21 protein-coding genes are annotated in these 19,278 nt (G+C 49.1%); 16 read left to right on the top strand and 5 right to left on the bottom strand.

The features are described from left to right. Positions 1-256 precede the first annotated feature (256 nt). From dnaA to ACPAOP_RS05870, 5 genes are all read left to right on the top strand, one after another. On the top strand, positions 257-1,639 hold the full coding sequence (gene dnaA / locus ACPAOP_RS05890; protein ID WP_423680335.1) for a chromosomal replication initiator protein DnaA: 1,383 nt from the start codon (positions 257-259) through the stop codon (positions 1,637-1,639). A gap of 264 nt (positions 1,640-1,903) precedes the next feature. Beyond that, a complete protein-coding gene (gene dnaN, locus ACPAOP_RS05885; protein WP_423680334.1) occupies positions 1,904-3,010 on the top strand; it encodes a DNA polymerase III subunit beta in 1,107 nt (368 codons plus the stop codon). A gap of 194 nt (positions 3,011-3,204) precedes the next feature. Then, a complete protein-coding gene (gyrB, locus tag ACPAOP_RS05880) occupies positions 3,205-5,709 on the top strand; it encodes a DNA topoisomerase (ATP-hydrolyzing) subunit B (RefSeq protein WP_423709636.1) in 2,505 nt (834 codons plus the stop codon). Positions 5,710-5,908: 199 nt separating this feature from the next. Beyond that, positions 5,909-6,328, top strand: coding sequence for an HI0074 family nucleotidyltransferase substrate-binding subunit (locus ACPAOP_RS05875; RefSeq protein WP_423709635.1), 420 nt, complete (start codon positions 5,909-5,911; stop codon positions 6,326-6,328). A gap of 8 nt (positions 6,329-6,336) precedes the next feature. Then, complete coding sequence (locus ACPAOP_RS05870; protein WP_423709634.1) at positions 6,337-6,657, top strand: nucleotidyltransferase family protein; 321 nt, start codon at positions 6,337-6,339, stop codon at positions 6,655-6,657. A 75-nt stretch (positions 6,658-6,732) separates the two neighbouring features. Here the strand turns inward: ACPAOP_RS05870 and ACPAOP_RS05865 are convergent, their stop codons facing one another. Both ACPAOP_RS05865 and ACPAOP_RS05860 read right to left on the bottom strand, forming a co-directional pair. Further along, positions 6,733-8,691: a DUF2075 domain-containing protein gene (locus ACPAOP_RS05865; RefSeq protein ID WP_423709633.1), complete on the bottom strand. Its 1,959-nt coding sequence runs from the start codon at positions 8,689-8,691 to the stop codon at positions 6,733-6,735. Positions 8,692-8,693: 2 nt separating this feature from the next. Next, complete coding sequence (locus ACPAOP_RS05860; RefSeq protein ID WP_423680312.1) at positions 8,694-8,915, bottom strand: helix-turn-helix domain-containing protein; 222 nt, start codon at positions 8,913-8,915, stop codon at positions 8,694-8,696. 258 nt (positions 8,916-9,173) lie between these two features. Here ACPAOP_RS05860 and ACPAOP_RS05855 point away from each other — a divergent pair, with 258 nt between their 5' ends. Beyond that, positions 9,174-9,794: a glutathione S-transferase gene (locus ACPAOP_RS05855; protein ID WP_423709632.1), complete on the top strand. Its 621-nt coding sequence runs from the start codon at positions 9,174-9,176 to the stop codon at positions 9,792-9,794. A gap of 194 nt (positions 9,795-9,988) precedes the next feature. On the opposite strand, the gene ACPAOP_RS05850 is transcribed toward ACPAOP_RS05855, so the two are convergent. Then, entirely contained in the window at positions 9,989-10,186 is a 198-nt protein-coding gene (locus ACPAOP_RS05850) for a hypothetical protein (RefSeq protein WP_423680309.1), read from the bottom strand. A gap of 648 nt (positions 10,187-10,834) precedes the next feature. Here ACPAOP_RS05850 and ACPAOP_RS05845 point away from each other — a divergent pair. From ACPAOP_RS05845 to ACPAOP_RS05830, 4 genes are all read left to right on the top strand, one after another. Next, entirely contained in the window at positions 10,835-11,530 is a 696-nt protein-coding gene (locus tag ACPAOP_RS05845) for a DUF3334 family protein (RefSeq protein WP_423680308.1), read from the top strand. A 290-nt stretch (positions 11,531-11,820) separates the two neighbouring features. Next, positions 11,821-12,615, top strand: a complete 795-nt coding sequence (locus ACPAOP_RS05840) for a tRNA-uridine aminocarboxypropyltransferase (protein ID WP_423680307.1) — start codon at positions 11,821-11,823, stop codon at positions 12,613-12,615. A 93-nt stretch (positions 12,616-12,708) separates the two neighbouring features. Then, the gene (locus ACPAOP_RS05835) at positions 12,709-12,957 is read left to right on the top strand and encodes a DUF3297 family protein (protein WP_423680305.1); all 249 of its coding nucleotides are present in this window, start codon (positions 12,709-12,711) and stop codon (positions 12,955-12,957) included. 147 nt (positions 12,958-13,104) lie between these two features. Continuing rightward, entirely contained in the window at positions 13,105-13,695 is a 591-nt protein-coding gene (locus ACPAOP_RS05830; protein ID WP_423709631.1) for a hypothetical protein, read from the top strand. A gap of 46 nt (positions 13,696-13,741) precedes the next feature. On the opposite strand, the gene ACPAOP_RS05825 is transcribed toward ACPAOP_RS05830, so the two are convergent. Continuing rightward, a complete protein-coding gene (locus ACPAOP_RS05825; RefSeq protein WP_423709630.1) occupies positions 13,742-14,494 on the bottom strand; it encodes a substrate-binding periplasmic protein in 753 nt (250 codons plus the stop codon). A gap of 353 nt (positions 14,495-14,847) precedes the next feature. Here ACPAOP_RS05825 and ACPAOP_RS05820 point away from each other — a divergent pair, with 353 nt between their 5' ends. Beyond that, entirely contained in the window at positions 14,848-15,075 is a 228-nt protein-coding gene (locus ACPAOP_RS05820) for a hypothetical protein (RefSeq protein WP_423709629.1), read from the top strand. A 208-nt stretch (positions 15,076-15,283) separates the two neighbouring features. On the opposite strand, the gene ACPAOP_RS05815 is transcribed toward ACPAOP_RS05820, so the two are convergent. Further along, positions 15,284-15,520: a hypothetical protein gene (locus tag ACPAOP_RS05815; RefSeq protein WP_423709627.1), complete on the bottom strand. Its 237-nt coding sequence runs from the start codon at positions 15,518-15,520 to the stop codon at positions 15,284-15,286. A 100-nt stretch (positions 15,521-15,620) separates the two neighbouring features. On the opposite strand from ACPAOP_RS05815, the gene ACPAOP_RS05810 reads away from it, so the two are divergent. From ACPAOP_RS05810 to ACPAOP_RS05790, 5 genes are all read left to right on the top strand, one after another. Then, positions 15,621-16,208, top strand: a complete 588-nt coding sequence (locus tag ACPAOP_RS05810; protein ID WP_423709626.1) for a hypothetical protein — start codon at positions 15,621-15,623, stop codon at positions 16,206-16,208. 197 nt (positions 16,209-16,405) lie between these two features. After that, positions 16,406-16,798, top strand: a complete 393-nt coding sequence (locus tag ACPAOP_RS05805; protein ID WP_423709625.1) for an MAPEG family protein — start codon at positions 16,406-16,408, stop codon at positions 16,796-16,798. A gap of 27 nt (positions 16,799-16,825) precedes the next feature. Continuing rightward, positions 16,826-17,077 (top strand): hypothetical protein, encoded by a 252-nt coding sequence (locus ACPAOP_RS05800; protein ID WP_423709624.1) that lies wholly within the window; start codon positions 16,826-16,828, stop codon positions 17,075-17,077. A 236-nt stretch (positions 17,078-17,313) separates the two neighbouring features. Next, complete coding sequence (locus tag ACPAOP_RS05795) at positions 17,314-17,793, top strand: low molecular weight protein-tyrosine-phosphatase (RefSeq protein ID WP_423679196.1); 480 nt, start codon at positions 17,314-17,316, stop codon at positions 17,791-17,793. Between the two features lie 280 nt (positions 17,794-18,073). Continuing rightward, positions 18,074-19,276 (top strand): efflux RND transporter periplasmic adaptor subunit, encoded by a 1,203-nt coding sequence (locus ACPAOP_RS05790; RefSeq protein ID WP_423709623.1) that lies wholly within the window; start codon positions 18,074-18,076, stop codon positions 19,274-19,276. Positions 19,277-19,278 lie beyond the last annotated feature (2 nt).

Below are 19,278 nucleotides of genomic sequence, written 5' to 3'. Positions count from 1 at the left end.
TCGCAAGGCTGTGGATAACTCTTGCAGTCGAGGTTAAAATAGAGGATTAGCGCGGCACCGGTTTATGCCTTTAAGGCAACTTTTTTGATCTGACTCAGATACAATGAGTTCAAAAAGGATAATAGAAACTGTTGCGAAATTCGTCTGTGTTCACTCAACTACACGCGCCGTTCCGGCTTCCGGATGGCGAACCGATTTCGCAATCGCTTCATAGATTCGGCACCGCGCATTTGCATTTAATAGATTAAAGTCATACATGGAAAATTTCTGGCAAGCCTGTTCGTCCCAACTTGAGCAAGAGCTTCCACCGCAACAATACAGCGCCTGGATCAAACCTCTCGTACCGCTCGACTTCGAAGAAGGCAAGCTGCGCATTGCTGCGCCTAACCGTTTTAAACTCGACTGGGTCAAAGCCCAGTTCGCTAACCGCATTTCAGAATTAGCTAATCAATATTGGGATGATGAAGTCGAAGTGCAGTTTGTACTCGATCCGCGTGGTGGCAAAAAGCCTGCTGTACCAACCCCTCGCAGCAACGGCAGTGATGGTGATCATTCCACGGCCAATGTCGAAATTGTCCAGGAAACGGTGGCTGCACCTGAGGCATCGCCACGGCGCGACCTGAGCCGCATCAATGTCGAACTGACTTTTGACAGCTTTGTAACGGGTAAGGCCAACCAACTGGCACGTGCTGCGGCGATACAGGTGGCGAATAATCCGGGTGTGTCTTACAACCCGCTGTTTTTGTATGGCGGCGTCGGACTCGGTAAAACGCACTTGATTCATGCCATCGGTAACCAGATTCTGGTGGACAACCCGAACGCGAAAATCCGCTACATCCACGCTGAGCAATATGTACGCGACGTTGTCACGGCATATCAGCGCAAGGGTTTTGATGAATTCAAACGCTATTACCATTCGCTCGATCTGTTGCTGATCGATGATATTCAATTCTTTGGTGGTAAAAGCCGTACACAGGAAGAATTTTTCTATGCGTTTGAAGCGCTGATCGCCGCGAAAAAACAGATCATCATCACCAGTGATACTTATCCAAAAGAAATCACGGGCATGGATGACCGCCTGATTTCCCGTTTTGACTCTGGTTTAACCGTCGCCATTGAACCACCGGAGCTGGAAATGCGGGTCGCGATTCTGCTCAAAAAAGCGCATTCCGAAGGTGTGCATTTTTCAGACGACGTCGCGTTTTTCGTCGCCAAGCATCTGCGCTCAAATGTGCGTGAGTTGGAAGGCGCACTGCGCAAGATTCTTGCTTACTCCCGCTTCCACGGCAAAGACATCACGATTGATGTCGTGAAAGAAGCGCTGAAAGATTTATTGTCAGTACAAAACCGCCAGATTTCGGTAGAGAACATCCAGAAAACCGTGGCTGACTTTTTCAATATCAAAGTCGCCGATATGTATTCGAAAAAACGTCCGGCTAATATCGCCAGACCGCGCCAGATTGCGATGTATCTGGCAAAAGAACTGACGCAAAAGAGTTTGCCTGAGATTGGTGAATTATTTGGCGGACGCGATCACACCACGGTCTTGCATGCGGTACGCAAGATCACGGCTGATCGCGCGAAAAACCCTGAGTGCAACCATGAGCTGCATGTGTTGGAACAAACGCTCAAGGGCTGATCGCTGAAGCTTGAAAGTCTGGTCGGGCTAAAATAACCGAACCATCAGGATGCAGAAGTGACAGCAGCAATCAAAGTATAAAGGCCTCGCCCGTTTTTCCGGTCAGGCTTGAGTTTTTAAGTAGTCAGGCAGTACATAAAAAGTAATAAGAGACGAAACAGATAAAGTCACAGGCAGCAGCAAGTGAGATGCAACTGCCTGTGAGCTTAACTGAGGCGCCCACAAATCAGGTTCCTTATCAACAACATAAGTGAGGATATTCAAATGCAATTGGTTAAAACCCACCGGGATACCCTGCTCCGGCCTTTGCAAATTGTGAGTGGTATTGTCGAGCGTCGGCACACATTGCCGATTTTGGCCAATATCCTCATTCGCAAAGATGGCGAACAAGTGTCGTTCCTCTCAACGGACATTGAGGTGCAGATCACGACCAAAGCAGAAATCGGCTCTGGCGGTGACAACGTCGCTACTACCGTCGCTGCACGTAAATTGCTCGACATTCTGCGCGCCCTGCCGGATGACAATGATGTTGTCTTGAAACTGGATAACAAGCGCATGAGTGTGCAATCGGGCAAATCCCGTTTCTCATTGCAGACACTGGCGGCGGAAGAATTTCCCACCGTCGCTCAGGCTGAGCACTTCAATGCCAGCGTGAATCTGCCACAAAAGACCCTGAAACACTTGTTCAACATGGTGCATTTCTCCATGGCGCAACAAGATATTCGTTATTATCTGAATGGCCTGTTGCTGGTGGTCGATGGCAAGAACGTCATCGCGGTTGCCACTGATGGTCACCGTCTGGCGTATTGCCAGGTCGAGGTCGAACAGGAATTTCCACGCCACGAAGTCATCATCCCGCGTAAAACTATCATTGAATTGCAGCGCTTGCTGGAAGACAAAGATGATCCTGTGCAGATCGACATCGCGAATAACCAGGTCAAACTGACCTTTGCTGATATCGAATTGATTTCCAAACTGGTCGAAGGCAAATTCCCCGACTTCAACCGCGTGATTCCTAAAGGTTACAAAAACAATTTCACGCTTGGTCGCGAACAGTTACTGCGTTCGCTGCAACGTGCGGCCATCATGACCAGCGACAAGTTTAAAGGTGTGCGTTGTGTCATCGCGCCTGGCAGCATGCAAATCCTGTCAACGAATGCCGATCAGGAAGAAGCGATGGAAGAAATTGAAATCGACTACGGTGGCGATAACGTCGATATCGGTTTCAATGTCAGTTATCTGCTGGATGTGTTGAATAACCTGAAGTGCGAGCAAGTGAACATTGCTTTAGGTGATTCCAATTCATCTGCGCTGATTACGATTCCTGATAACGCTGACTTTAAATACGTCGTCATGCCAATGCGGATCTAATATGCTTTACCCCGTTTTCTGTTTGCAGAAAACGGGATGGAGTGAAGCCAGCGTCATTCCGCCACCAATCAGGCATTCTCTGCCCCGGTTGCGACTACGATCTGAAAAGAACACGCCCTTCACTCCCCCTCTTACAGTTACGCAAGAGGGCGTTAACACCCTTGAACACGCAGTAAACACAATAGAAGGTAGCCATGTCCGATAACAACCAAGACAATACTCCAGCCCAAGCCGCCAGTTCAGCGCAATACGGCGCATCCTCCATCCAGATTCTGGAAGGCCTGGAAGCCGTGCGTAAGCGCCCCGGCATGTACATTGGCGATACATCGGACGGCACCGGCTTACATCATCTGGTATTCGAAGTTTTAGATAACTCGATTGACGAATCGCTGGCGGGTCACTGTACCGAAATCAACGTCACGATCCATACCGACAATTCCATCTCGATTACCGATAACGGACGCGGTATTCCTACCGGCATCAAATGGGACGATAAACACGAACCAAAACGCAGCGCCGCTGAAATCGTCATGACAGAATTGCATGCGGGCGGTAAATTCGATCAGAACTCCTACAAAGTATCCGGCGGTCTGCACGGTGTGGGCGTTTCCTGCGTAAATGGCCTGTCAAAATTACTGAAACTCACGATACGTCGCGATGGCAAAGTGCACACCATGGAATTTGCCAAAGGTGTAGTACAGAACCGCGAACTCGAAACCGTGGATGGCGTGCTGACATCACCGATTAAAGTGATCGGCGAAACAGACAAACGCGGCACCGAAGTGCATTTCTGGGCCGATGAAGAAATCTTCACGCACGTAGAATTCCATTACGAAATTCTGGCAAAACGTATCCGCGAACTGTCTTTCCTGAACAATGGTGTGCGCATCAAACTGAATGACCACCGCACCGGCAAAGAAGAATTATTTGCGTTCGAAGGTGGCACGCGCGGTTTCGTTGAATACATCAACAAAAATAAATCCGTTTTGCATCCGACTATTTTCCAGGCAACTGGCGAAAAAATGTCAGATCAGGGTACCAACATCACCGTGGACGTTTCCATGCAATGGAACGATGCCTACAACGAACAAGTGCTGTGCTTCACCAACAATATTCCACAGCGCGATGGCGGTACGCATCTGACCGGTTTGCGCGCAGCGATGACCCGCGTCATCAATAAATATATCGACGAACACGAATACGCGAAGAAAGCCAAAGTCGAAGTCACCGGTGATGACATGCGCGAAGGCCTCACCTGCGTCTTGTCCGTCAAAGTGCCGGAACCAAAGTTCAGCTCGCAGACCAAAGACAAATTAGTCTCCTCAGAAGTGCGCGGTCCTGTCGAAGAAATCGTCACAAAAACGTTGACGGATTATCTGGCTGAAAAACCAAACGATGCCAAAATCATTTGCAGCAAAATCGTGGAAGCCTCACGCGCGCGCGAAGCGGCTCGCAAAGCCCGCGAACTGACCCGTCGTAAAGGTGTGATGGATGGTTTAGGCTTGTCTTCTAAACTCGCTGACTGCCAGGAAAAAGACCCTGCACTGAGCGAACTGTATATCGTCGAAGGTGACTCTGCGGGCGGCTCGGCCAAACAAGGCCGCGATCGTAAATTCCAGGCGATTCTGCCACTGCGCGGTAAAGTGCTGAACGTAGAAAAAGCCCGCTTTGAAAAAATGCTGTCGAGTGAACAGATCACCACCCTGATCGCGACACTCGGCACATCCATCGGCCCCGATGAATTCAATGCCGATAAATTACGCTATCACCGCATCATCATCATGACTGATGCGGACGTGGACGGTGCCCACATCCGCACCCTGCTGCTGACCCTGTTCTATCGCCAGATGCCGCAACTGGTCGAACGCGGCCACATCTATATTGCGCAACCACCACTCTACAAAGTCAAGGCAGGCCGCGATGAACGCTACCTCAAAGACGATGTCGAAGAAGCGCAATACATGATGACCGTGGCACTGACCAACGCATCGCTGATACCAGGCACAGGCGCCGCGCCGATTACCGGTGACGCGCTGGCCGAATTGGTACGCCAATACAATCTGGCCAACGCCATCATGACGCGCCTGACACGCCTGATTGATCGTGCCGCGCTGACAGCAATCATGACCGGTGTCACCCTGAATTTTGAAAGCGTAGAAAGCACCGAAGAAACTGCCCGACTCATGACAGCCGCCATCAACGATCCAGCTGTTAAAGTCGTCGCCGTCATCGACGATGCCAGCGGTGCGCGCAGCCTGCGCGTGGAACGCCTGCATCATGGCAACATCAAAGTCAGCAATATCGAATCTGATTTCGTTGTCAGCGCCGATTACAAAGTGTTGGCAAACGCAGCGGCCACATTCAAAGGCTTATTGAGCGAAGGCGCCTTCATCCGCCGTGGCGAAGGCGAACGCGTCAAAGAAATTGCCGTACAAGACTTCCACCACGCCATGCTGTGGCTGCGCGAAGAAGCCGAACGCGGCGTCTCTAAACAGCGCTACAAAGGTCTGGGTGAAATGAATCCGGAACAACTGTGGGAAACCACCATGGACCCAACCGTGCGCCGCCTGCTGAAAGTGCAAATCGAAGACGCGATCGCCGCCGACCAGATCTTTACGACATTGATGGGCGACGATGTGGAACCCCGCCGCGCTTTCATTGAAAGCAATGCGTTAAGGGCGGGGAATATTGACGTTTGATATAACGTTGAATAATAAAAAGGCCCTGCCATTTGGTTGGGCTTTTTTATTGAATGAGAAAATATGAAACATTAAGGCCACGGACACATATCATCCACGCGCACTTCCAGTCATTCGCCCCCGCAAGGCGCATAGACATTACGCGACAAGGCTACTCTGAATTAAGATTTTTCTTTATCAGAATTCCAGCGGAGAAATCATGGCTATTCAACTCGATCTAAGTTCATTAGAAAATGCCTTGCAACGTCTGAGCGAAGCATTACAAGCCTACGCTGCTGATGCACACAATTCACTTTATCGCGACGCTTGTATTCAACGCTTTGAATTCTGCTACGAGCTTTCGCACAAAATGCTCAAGCGTTATCTCGAACTTGCTGCGGCTAATCCGGTTGAAATCGATGAACTACCATTCGCAGACTTAATCAGAACCGGCAGCGAACAAGGCTTACTGCGCAACGGCTGGGATCGTTGGAAAGATTACCGTAAAGCACGGAGTATCGCCAGCTACACCCATGACGAATCCAAAGCCATTGAAGTCATGCAAATCGTGCCGGATTTTCTGCTTGAGGGGCAAGCATTACTGGCAGAACTGAAAAAACGCGGTACGCCTCCGACATGAAACACGTGATGACAAATCCAGCAAACACACAGCCAAACATCGCCATCACGCCAGAGCAATGGCTGATCGTCTCCGCCATATTACAAAAACACGTACCAGAGAACGAAGTTTGGGCTTTTGGTTCAAGAGCAACCCACACAGAAAAACCGTACTCCGATCTAGATCTCGCCATCATCGGCGATACCCCGTTGACACTCAGTCTGCTCGCCACAATCGAACACGATTTCTCCGAATCAAATTTGCCGTTCAAGGTGGATGTGGTGGATTGGGCGACGCTAAGTCCAGCGTTTCGTGAAATTGTTCAAAGTCATAGAGTCAAGCTCAAGTAAAAAATTGCGTGGTTCATCTTTGGTATCACCTCCGATTAATTTTTATATCTGATTATCTACTGACTTTGAAAGCTCTTACTCTAAAATCTCAACTCCACAATGAAGTAAATACTCAAAAGTTTTATCAAAATATCCAGGCTGCCGAGTTTCATCATGTATGTCACCGCGCGGCACAAAAATTACCATGCCTTGTCTTGCTCGGGTGAGCAAAACACGGTAAGCATTTTCAAGATAACGTTGTTGGTCTTCTTGCTGCCGGCGTTTCCATGTTGTGCCTGTGAATTTCCAATGTTCAAATTGTCCATTGTTATAACGATAATCTGCGTCCCAGCCGACTAAACACCAATCAAGCTCTAGCCCCTGAATATCAAATTCTGTCGCCACATCTTCTAAAAAATGGCATGAACGTATATCGTCTTGCTCATTCAAAAACCAATCTGCCGCGGATAGTCGATTTTTAACGAAGATACCTTCGGGTTTGAGACGTACTGCACCTGAAGATGCGATGACTCCTTTGGTTTCGTTCGCACGACCACGTTGTTTGATCCAAGCCTTAGCTGCTTGTAAATCGCGAGTGGCGACGATAGGAAATTTGTCTTTAAACGTGTGATAAATTTCAATGGCTGCTTGCGGATTATTGTGAATGACGTGATGGACCATGTGCGACAGTTTCTCCGCACGGAAGGAACGCATCGATATCGCCAAATGCAAACTAGATACAGCTTGCGCATTAGAGACCTGATCAAAACTCACATCGCGCCCGGCATATTCAACTTGTATGAGTTTATCCGAGTAGTACACATCCCAGTTTGGAAAGTGCAACTCCAGTGCATCAGCCCATCCTTGTAAGCCGGCCTCGCCAGTATTGATCTCTTGCCCGCCACCAATGAGGGCAATGATCACACACCAATCCTCGTGCCTATCCATAACACTAATGAGAAACTCGGGCTCAGATTGCGCAAAGTTTTTTTGACCACGTTTGGTCGTCATAAACTTTGACGTATTTTCTTGATCCCATGCTCGTTGTGCTTCATCAAATATAACGACATGCTCGTTTGGCGCCGACAAGTCTTTAATGTATTCATCACGGAACTTATGAATATTTTGAATCGATGCAGATGCAGCGCGAAGTGCGGTGGCTTTGTTCTTGTGTGCATGTCGTTGTACTGAGTCACGCGCTAACGCTTCGGTTAATACTTCTACCAACGGGCCGTTACCCGATAAAAAAACAGCTTGCTCTTCTTTATCTGCACCAACATTGGTGGCAATATTTAACCCGACTAAGGTCTTACCCGCTCCGGGAACTCCCGTGACAAAGCAGATAGTTTTACGTCGTTGCAACCGTGCTTGGTGAATGATTTCTTGCAATGCTTGCGATGTCACATGCAGATTCTGTGCACCCGCATCATTGCGAGCAATATCATTCACATCGTGATCGGCGTATAGCGCTTGCGCTGCTTCAATAATGGTTGGCGTTGGTTTGTAGGAAGAATTTAGCCAAGCTTGAAATTCGATAACTGAAGGTTGATTGATTTCATCAACACAATACTGAATTACGCTCGCCAGATTATTGCTATTGGCACGCAGTGGTTCATACACACCGTCAGTGCAGTCTGTCAAAGTATTATTCTTAGGTGGCGCCGCGGTGGCAACCAAAATTGGTATGAGAATTTTTTCATGACTACCTTCATGAAAATGATGCAGATCGATCGCATAGCCATGGGCTTGGCGCATATCTTGCGCTGCGTAGTCTTGCGCACCAACTTTAAATTCCAAAATGAAAATAAGGTTTTTGTATATCAAAAGGACATCGGCACGTTTACCCATACGTGGTATTTGAAATTCAAAAAATAAATATCCTTCACCAAAACCACACAGGGCCGTTTGTAAAATTTCGATCTGAGTAATCCACGCGCCAGTTTGTTGATATACCAATTCTTGGGTATGGTTTTGTGTGATTTTGCCGACAATCGCATCCGGCGACTCTGCTATGAACGCTGTCAAACTCTCCGCATAAAACGCTCGATTTGACATGACTATTTCTCTTCTATTGAGAATAACTGAGCAGGCAATATATTCAGTGCTCTTGCGATTCGAAATATATTGATTAAGCCAACATTTCGTATTCCACGCTCTATTCCGCTGATATAGGTTCGATCAAGTTCCGCAATTAATCCAAGTTGCTCTTGGCTTAATCCCCTCTCCATCCTTAAATTTTTGAGACGTAGTCCAAATTGAATTAAGTCTTGATTCTCCATCGCTTGACCTCGCGTTATCAGGTAAGCAATCATGGAGAGATGTGACTTATAGGTCTACGGACGATGAGTCTCATTTCATTCTGACTGAATTAGTCAGTCTGACAGCATCAATATCCGAGTCCTGTTTCAAACGCGCCAGATGCACATACAATCCGGCATTCTGCCAACCCTTACAGACCCTGCTATGATGGCGCGGGTTTTGGGTTCATCCCCCCCAAAAAAAATCCAATTTTTAGTTTCACTTTTTCAGGAGACAACATGCCGCAACTTAAACTGACTTATTTCGATTTTCACGGTGGCCGTGGTGAACCGGTTCGTCTGGCGTTAGCGCTCGGTGGGGTGGCGTTTGAAGATCATCGTTTCAGTTATCCTGAATTTGCCGACGTGCGCAAAGCGACGCCGTTCGGGCAGGTGCCGGTGCTGGAGGTGGACGGTGTGCAGCTGACTCAGTGTGATGCGATCCTGCGTTATGCGGGCAAGCTGGCGGGGCTGTATCCGCAAGATCCTTTGCGGGCTTTGTACTGCGATGAGGTGAGCTTTGTAGTGGAAGAAGCGGGCATCAAAATGGGGCCGACTTTCCGCATGACGGGGGAAGAGCAAAAGGCAGCGCGTCTGGCTTTGGTGAATGGTTCTATGCCGGTGTATCTGCGCTGGCTGGAGCAGCGTTTGCTGGCGCAAGGCGGTGAATATTTTGCGGATGGTCGCCTGACGATCGCCGATCTGAAGGTGTTTGTGGATATCCGCAGTTTGAATGCCGGTCGTCTGGATCATGTGCCGACCGATCTGGTGGCGCAAGTGGCACCGGCGCTGAATGCGCATAATCAGCGCATCGCGGCCTTGCCTGCGGTGCAGGCGTATTACGCAAAGTTTGCCAGCTAATACGGCAACTGACGAAAACATAGCAAAAATCAGACCGCGAAAAATGTAGGACTGAGTGCTGATGAGGCCTGCCGGCTAAATTGCTGCCAGCAGGCGCACAGAGATTCAGCCATACAATGCCATATCTGATTTCATATCCATATAATAAAAAAGCCGGTAGCAATACCGGCTTTTTTAATCGCGCTGAGCTTTATTCAGCGGCTGTTTTGTTTGCAAGTGAAACTGGTGGTAGTGACTTTATCGACATTGCCCTGACCACAGGTGGCAACTGCCTGTTGCGACATCACGCTGATCTGTTTACCAGCTTCAACGGTGCTTTCGCTGACAGAAATACAGGCGCTTAAACTGGTGGTGATCATGCCAAGGCTCAGGATATACAGGATTTTTTTCATCGTCTCACTCTCATTTGTTATAAAGCCGGAGGTTTAGCAGCCAGATCCGCGTGTTCTGCTGTTCGGCCGCGGTGTGAAGTGGTGGATGGTAACCACTACGCATCTTAACGTATAGACAAAAGAGTTGGTTGACGGGAAACCTTATCATCATCGCCATTCTGTCTCCACAGCGCGTGTTATCGGCTCGCAACTGACAGTATTAGCCAAAAAACCTGTGCTGGCACGATGATCTGCTGCTGGTAACTGCATGAAAGCTGACATCAGAACGTAGCAAATTGCACAGAAAACGTGAAACATCTGGACGCAGCGTGTACCATTGAATATTCTTAGGTATTTCCATGAGACAAGTTGCCTGAGCATACAGGCAGGCACCGCTCTGGTGGAAGGCAATACTGCCATGCAAAGGGGAAAATCATGGCCGGATTCATCTCATCACCACACAGCGATGCGCGGAAACGATGCCTGATATTGCGAGAGGCTATGCGCTGTCTGCCACATCCTCGTCCGCTCACGAGGTGCACTCCCGCGAACGATGGCAGCCAACCAATCACTGTGATCCGGGAAAATTGAAGTACAGACAATCAGGCATGTCACACCCGGCGAATAAGATAAAAAGAATGTTCAAGAAATATATTTCAGGAGTTGTTCATGAGTGAAGAAGAAAAAACCGTCGTCTACGGAACCGAAGATCTGCTGACCAGTTTGTGTAATTCGGTCACACGCGTGCTGAACGTCGCGACGCAAAGCAAGATTCATTACTCTGCGATGGTACAAAGAATTACCAAAATCGGTCTGAAGCCGGATATTGGTTGTTTTGTTTTATTTGACGGTGGATTTTCCGGACTGGTGGTGCTGAATTTCGCGGGCAACGCTGCACTGGAAATTTATGAAAAATATATGCTCAGCATGGGCATGCCAAAATCTGAACTGGCCTCGTCGTTCAGCTCGGATGAAGTGGCAAATATACTGGGCGAACTGATGAATCAGATCGTCGGTGATTTCACCGGTAAGATACGCCGCGAGCTGCAAACCAACATCACCCAGAACCAGCCAAAAATGCTGGTACTCAATAAGCAAGTGATGCTGAGTGTCGATACACCGCTGGATCGCCCTGAAATCCGCCGCGTGTCGTTTTTCACTGAGAACAATAATATTTTTTATCTCGAACTCGCGATCGATCGCACCGAATTCATCAAATTGCATGATTTCGATACGACTGAAATCATCGATCCGGATGCCTTGCTGGATATGCAGCAGGCAGATCAGACAAAAACAGAACCTTTAGCAGTTGCGCCGGCAGGTAATGATGATAGCGATGAACTGTTGCGTTCCTTAGGCATGTAATCAGCGCTATGTACAACAAAAAAGTGCCATGCGGCTGCAAAGCCCGCGTGGCTTTTTTTTATCGGAAAAACGTCTTTTCGGCAGATTTGCTCAAAAATGCTTCCAGTATTGATGCGGGTTTCAGGATACCCCCCCCTGCATCTCCTCATGAATACTCGCTGCTGGCGGCATCACCCCGCAGAAGTCCATTTGACGCGGGGTTTGCAATGTCGCGTGGGGCATGCCAAGATACGCGCCCTGTCTGAATGATGCATAGTGCGACAATCATCTGTCACGTCTGAGTTTCCTGAATGAATACCACTTACCCGCCGCATGCTGTCTCCCGCTTACGTACGGCCCGTCTGGCTCGCAGCACGCGTCCTTTTCTGGCGCGCGGCGGGCCGCATGGTGAACGTTGCGGCGGCTGCCGCCTGATACTCAGCCATTGCATCTGTGCCTTGCGTCCTGTGGTGCCGACGCGTGCCGGTGTGTGTCTGATCATGGCAGAACATGAAGCGCTCAAACCCAGCAACACAGGCTGGCTAATCGCGGATGTAGTGCCGGATACGATGGCATTTGGCTGGGCGCGTACCGAAGTGGACCCCGCCTTGCTGGCTGTGCTGGCCGACCCGCAATGGCAACCGTATGTGGTGTTTCCCGGTGAATTTGTTGCGCCAGAGCGGGTGATTACGCAACTGCTGCCAGAACAAGACGGCGCAGATGCCAACGAACCCACAGCCGCAAGCACAAAAAAACGGCCACTGTTTATTCTGCTCGATGCAACCTGGCCGGAAGCGCGCAAGATATTCAAAAAAAGCCCGTATCTGGAACAGTTTCCGGTGTTAAGTCTGCTGCCGGAACAATTATCGCGCTATCGCCTGCGCCGCTCGCGCCGCGACGAACATTTGTGCACATCGGAGGTCGCAGGTTTATGCCTGCAACTGGCGGGCGATGTGTTTGCGGCGCAAACGCTGGAAGCGTATCTGGATGTCTTCAGCGAACATTATCTGCGCGCTAAACAGCAATTGAAGGTGGACTGGGAAGACGAATTCCATCAGCGCTTACGCGCATTGGCGGCGGCGTCAGCATCAACGCCACAGGTCTGATGGCATGATAAAGCTGGCGTGAGATATCCGCCGCTGTCAGCAAAATCGACAGCAGCATTGAACAGAGAGCGCATCTGATGGATAATTCGGGCTATGAACGATACTACACAACTCCCCCCATTACCGGATCGCCTGTCGGTTGATCCGCGCAGTCCTTACTACGTCGCCGCCGTGTTTGAACACGAAGTAGGTATCCGGCTCAACGGCAAAGAACGTCTGGACGTCGAAGAATATTGCATCAGCGAAGGCTGGATCAGCGTGCCGGCAGGCAAGGCGCGTGACCGTAAAGGTAATCCGCTGATGATCAAAGTTAAAGGTCAGGTCGAGCCGTTTTATCGCTGATACCGGCTGCGCCAACGCGAATCTGACGATGGCGTCTGCCTCTGTCATTACATGCCTCTCAAAGAAAAAGTCCCTGTATTCATGCGCTTGTCTGGCCTTTTTTGCGCCACTACGCGCATGAACACAGCGGGCTGGCGGCGTCGGATGATGCCTTTGTTTTTACTGGCATCGGCCACAATGCTGACCGCAAACGCCTATGCAAACGCAGATGAGCAAACCTTTCCGGTCAGGCTCAGTCGCAACGAACATCTGTTGTTAGAAAAAATGGTCTGCGGCGAACCATTCGGTGTCGGCGTTGCCGAGATTGATGCGCGCGCTTTCAGCGCTCAGGCAGACAAGGCAAATTACGCCGATGTGAAATGCCGTCCGCATGCGCAACTCAAGACCCAGCCTTTATATTACGTTGCCCAATGCGGGCGAGATGGGAAACAATGGAGTTGTGGTGCGGCAGAGGTGGAAACAACCGTGCAACTGAAGGCGCGTAAGCTGATTGTGCGACCAGGAACAGTGCCACCGCAACGCGCAACGGAAGCAATACAAACAATCAGCACCTACGGATATTTTCAGGCGAAATCGCTTGATGCTGCATTGCAATCGACCTGCAATATGGGCATGGGCGGCACAGCGGATCTGGTTGAAATTTCTTGTCGGCGCTGGTCGATCACGGTGTCATTCTGGTGCCCGCAGAAATCACCACAATCGCCCTGCCCACGTGTGATTTATATGGGAGAGCATTGAAAAAATCAGCGCAGGATAACGCGTTCAGCAAGTTTGCGAATGAAATTTAATCGAGAGTGTTTGCTTTAATGATGCGGTTTAATTCACCGTTACGCACAAGCTTGCTGAAGGCATTATCAATCTGCGCCATCACTTCTCTGGGAACCATTTTTCCACCCGCAATATACGCCGGGCTGGGGTCTAGTACGACCGGCAGTAACCGGATATTCGGATGATTTTTCGGTGAGTAGGCTCCGCTCTTAAAAAAAGAATCGCGGTGATAAAAAAATCTGCCGCGCCCTGCTTCCAGTTTGATCAGATTTTGTTCAGCTGTCGGTGTGCCGCTATCGAGGATCACACCCAACTGCTGTAAACGTTCTATCTCTGCATGCCCCTGCATGATCAGCACTTTGCCGGCCTTGCCCATTTTTTTCACGTCGTTCCAGTTATTCACAACAACATCATCACCGGCTCTGACTGCCAGCCGATAGCCCGTTGTGTGCAAACCCTGTTTCAGAAACTGCATGCCGGCAGCTTCACGCGATGCATTCTTTCTGGCGCCACAGATAATGTCACGCCGCCCTGCACTGAGCTCATATTCGATACGGCGAATCGGCATAGGCTCATCGTCGATCACAAAATGGAGCTGAGGATCAATCGCCTCTATCGCATGATAAACATCAATGCATGGTCCCTTCCAGCCGCTTTCAGTTTTCACATTGTACGGTGCCGCACTTTCCCATATCGCGACACGTAAATCCGTCGCAAATACCTGGGAGGCAAAAAACCATCCAAAAAAGAAAAACGCTTGTTTCTTCATACCTGAAGTTTATCTGTGGCAATGAATGCTGAAAACATATTTAACCACATCGTTGCACCATACCCGTCCACAGGACATCACGATATCTGCGTTTATGCGTATTTATTTGATTTTGATTTAAGAATGACGATTTTTTGAAACAGCCCAAGTGATAAAAAAGCCACTGAATAGCTAATTAAATCAGGTAATTTATCTTTGTTACGATGCAATGCGGATATCAGTAAAGATGTAAAAGTTATTGTGGTATTCAGTCCCAGATGCCCTTTTTTCCCAACATGCGTTACCTGATATTCCGCAAGACGCCACACTAATGCTCTGTATTCAGAGCACATGGAAAATGGCTGGTTCCGCAAATGCGCCACAGTTACTTTCACGACATCCAAAAGTGGAATCGTTCTTTTCCCAACTTTCAAATGACCATGGTTTATCAAAGGCAGGAATGGAAAGACATTGACCATTGGGGAACGCCGACTTTTTATTTTTTTAAAAATGGAAAGCTCAGCAGCAAGGTTACCGGCTGGCCGGAACAGGGAAATATAAAAGAACTGAAAAATTCACTGAAAATAATCGGATTACTTTGAGAATGAGTTGGAATCAAAACAGATGAAATTTTTTCTCATCGTTCACAGGCATTAATCTGTTAAAGAAAAAATTTTTAAAAATACAGATCAGAAAATCTCTGCTTTGAATTATGTATTTTCATTACGATGATGATTACGTTTCACAGATGCTTTGCTCAAAAAAAAACGGCGCATACCACCTGATATGCGCCGTTTTTTTTGATCTGAATTATTTAGCTGGAGCTGTCTTCGCTGCTTCTGCTTTTCCTTCAGTTTTGACTTCTGCTTTTGCATCAGCTTTAGCCTCTGCCTTCGCTTCTTTTTTCGCATGTTTTACATGCTTTACTTTTTTCTCTGCTGTTGCACTGGCTGCTTTCGCTTCCACTACTGGTGCTGCTGGTGTCTGGGCGAACGCTGTACCCATTGCGAAAGTAGTTGCGATGATAGCGGCGATAACTTGTTTCATGATAGGTCCTGTTCTTTCGTTGAATTTGGTTTTCGTAGTCAGTCTACGTAAGCTAATAACGCCACCTTGCTGCATTGTGTTGACATGTTTTTGAAAAAAATTGAGTCTTTTATTTTTTATTTTTCCGATCTTCTGTCGCAGTTATTTTTATCAAGAAAATCTGCTCAATGTTTGTTTTCCGCATTTCGTTTTTCTGTTTTTTCACATAAAAAAACCGGCGTACATCTATGATGTTACGCCGGCTGTTGACCTCAGTTCAGAGGTCACAAAAACGAAGTATTATTTTGCAGGTGTCGCTTTTGTTGTATCCGCTTTTACTTCTGTTTTTGCGTCTGCTTTGACTTCTGTGTTTGCTTCTTTTTTCATGTGTTTTACATGCTTAGATTTTTTTTCTGCTGATGGTACGGATGCTTTTGTTTCTGCTGCTGCGCTCGCTGCTTTTGCTTCTGCAACCACAGCTGGTGGCGCTACTTTTGTTTCGGCTTTCGCTTCGGATTTTACAGCGGCGGCTGGCGCACTTGCTTTGGCAGGAGCAGCTGGCGCTGCTGGTGTCTGGGCGAACGCTGTACCCATTGCGAAAGTAGTTGCGATGATAGCGGCGATAACTTGTTTCATGATAGGTCCTGTTCTTTCGTTGAGTTTGGTTTGCGTAGTCAATCTACGTAAGCCAAGAACGCTGTCCGCTTGATTTCTGTTGACACGATATTTGCCACAGAATTGTAGCCAATTGTTACGTCGTTAAAATAAGGAGAATTTATTTTCTATGTCGATGTTGCATTTACTGATCGTATCTTTGTAGCGCGCCCTGCAGCTTTAGGTAAACTTGGCTACTATCTGCCACATACGGTACGTGACGAATTTGAAAATTCAGAAAAAGGAAAGTTAATGACTCTGGCAAACTGGTGTGTACTGGCAGCATGTCTTTTACCTGTCATCACTGTAGGATTGGCGAAGGCCGGTTCGGCAAAACTGAAACCGGAAGAAGGCGGTTATAACAACCGGGAACCACGTTTGTGGGCGCAGCAATTAGAAGGCTGGCGACAACGTGCAAATGCCGCGCAACAAAATGGATGGGAAGCATTACCTTTGTTTATCGCGGCCGTCGTCCTCGCACAGCAAGCGCATGCAGATCAGGGTCGGATTGATATGCTGGCGATGACATTTATTGGTCTGCGGCTGATCTACATTGCGACCTATCTGGCAAATATGAGCAATCTGCGCAGCCTGGTCTGGACCGCCGGTGTCGCAGTCAATGTCGCTATCTTATTGATGTCCTGATTCAACTTTCAATCGCAGGACCCGATAATGGATGAGCGGGAATTACAGATAACTTTATTCAGCATGTTGCCGACACCGGCTTATATTTTCGGCGCTGTTCTTTTTGGGGTCATCGGTTTCGCAGCATATCGCTACGGCAAAAAGATGGAACAAACGAAGTGTAAATGGCTGGGAATCGCACTGATGCTCTACCCTTACCTGACCGGCAGCAATACGCGTTTACTCTATGCCACCGGGACAATACTGTGCGCGGCCCTGTACATCTACCGTAACGAATAGGCAGTACAGAACTGACTTGCTGCGATATGCCGTAGTGATTGCGGCATTTTTTCTGTGTATTCTGACAATGCTTCGGAGTTTCTCTCGCGGAACATCACGACGCCCCAACGCGGGAACAGGTAAATTTATAAATCGTTGACATTTACTCGCCCGGCAAACGGCTTTTTACCTTTCCCAGCGTGTTAACATCAGTCCCCCGCTCGATACAAATTGCAGCTACTGGCCGTTGCGCTAAGATGAACTCTCCCAAAGTCACCTCGATTCTCTTCATTTGCATGGGGAATATCTGCCGCTCTCCAACGGCGGAAGGCGTATTTCGCGCTAAAGCGAAAGCAGCCGGGATAGCAGAACAACTGATTATCGACTCGGCAGGCACGCACGCCTATCACATCGGCGAACCACCTGATGCGCGCTCACACGGCTTTGCTGTCAAACGGGGTTTTGATTTGTCACAACAACGGGCACGCCAGATCAAAGCCGAAGACTTCGTTAACTTCGATCTGCTGCTGGCGATGGATAAAAGCAATCTTGCTTTGCTTCAGGCAGCATGTCCCGAAGCATATCAGCACAAACTCGATCTGCTGATGCACTACGCACAACATACGCAGGCAGAAGAAGTACCCGACCCTTATTATGGCGGTGCAAGCGGCTTTGATCTGGTGCTGGATTACATCGAAGACGCATCCGAAGGGCTGGTCGCGCGGTTACAGAAATAAACCGTAAAAGTCGTTTTTGCATCCACCGCTCACTACAGACAGGCATCCGGCACGCTCTTACCGGCGATTCGCTGCCCCCTTCGACCAGTCCTGACCAGGCATAAAACCCGGCTGGCACCCAGTGTCATTTCACGCCTGTTTGCAGCTCATCCCCGGAAATTAGCATTTCATCCATCAAAAATGGCAACTTAAATCCTTGCTACTTGTCCAAGCAGGGCGATTTCGGAATACTGCCCGCACAGTATCATCCCGTCCCTCTCACTTGTGCAAGAGACCTCTCATGTTACGAAAAACACTTATTGTCCTCAGTATTGCCTCGGCACTGACCGCTTGCGGTAATAAAGAAGCAGATAAACCCAAAAATGCGGCATCTGCCAGTGTCGCCGCCAGCAGCGCAGAAAAACAGGATAAATCGGCGGTAACAAAGCTGATTATTGCTCCCGAAGACATGATGACCGTGCAAAGCAATGCGCTCGCATCTGGCCCGGTGGTGACGGGTTCCATCCAACCGGAACGCAAAGCAGATCTGCGCGCGGAAGTATCAACGATCGTGCTGCAGGTGCTGAAAGAAAACGGCGATGTCGTCAAACGCGGCGATATTCTCGTACGACTGGATGAAACTGCGATTCGCGACAATCTGAATTCTGCTGAGGATAACGCCCGCAGTGCGGCACTGGCTCTGGATCAGTCTGAACGTGCCTTGCAGCGCCTGAAAACCCTGCGTGCCTCAGGAATGACTTCATTGCAGGCACTCGATGAAGCCGAGGTCAAGGTGAATGCGGCACGCAGTGAACTCTCTGCTTCGCGCGCCCGTGCAAGTACCGCCCGTCAGCAATTGCAACGCACAGTTGTACGGGCTCCGTTTGACGGTGTCGTCAGCGAACGCAAAGTCTCTGCAGGTGATACCGCCGCCATCGGTAAGGAACTGGTCAAAGTCATCGATCCAACCAGTATGCGTTTTGCCGGACGTGTCTCGGCCGACAAAATTGCCCAGGTCAGAATCGGTCAGCCCGTCAGCTTCCGCATCAACGGCTACGGCGGACAGGAGTTCCGCGGCAAAGTAACCCGGGTTGATCCTGCGGCCAACGACGTCACACGTCAGGTGGAAGTGCTGGTGGCATTTGCCGACAGTAATCAGCCGCGTGTTTCCGGCTTATATGCGGAAGGCAATATTGAATCCACCACAGTTAATGCCTTAACGCTGCCAGAAGGTGCATTGGTCAAAGCTGGCGATAAATCCTATGCCTGGCGTGTCGCGGGCAAATCCCTGAAACGGGTTGATCTGAACGTAGGAAAACGCGATCAGCGCACTGGCAATTACGAAATACGCAGCGGTCTGGCAGAAGGTGATGTTGTCATGCGCAATCCGAATTCCAGTTTCAAAGACGGACAGGCAATCGAAATGGCAGCAGCACCCAGAGCCGACATTATTGCCAGTACGAAGCTGCCGGCCTCAACCACCACCGCCAGCGGAGGCAACTGATT

It is taken from the genome of Undibacterium sp. WLX3042, assembly GCF_049544825.1.
Classification (GTDB): domain Bacteria; phylum Pseudomonadota; class Gammaproteobacteria; order Burkholderiales; family Burkholderiaceae_D; genus Undibacterium.
This window is presented reverse-complemented; position numbering and strand designations above follow the sequence as displayed.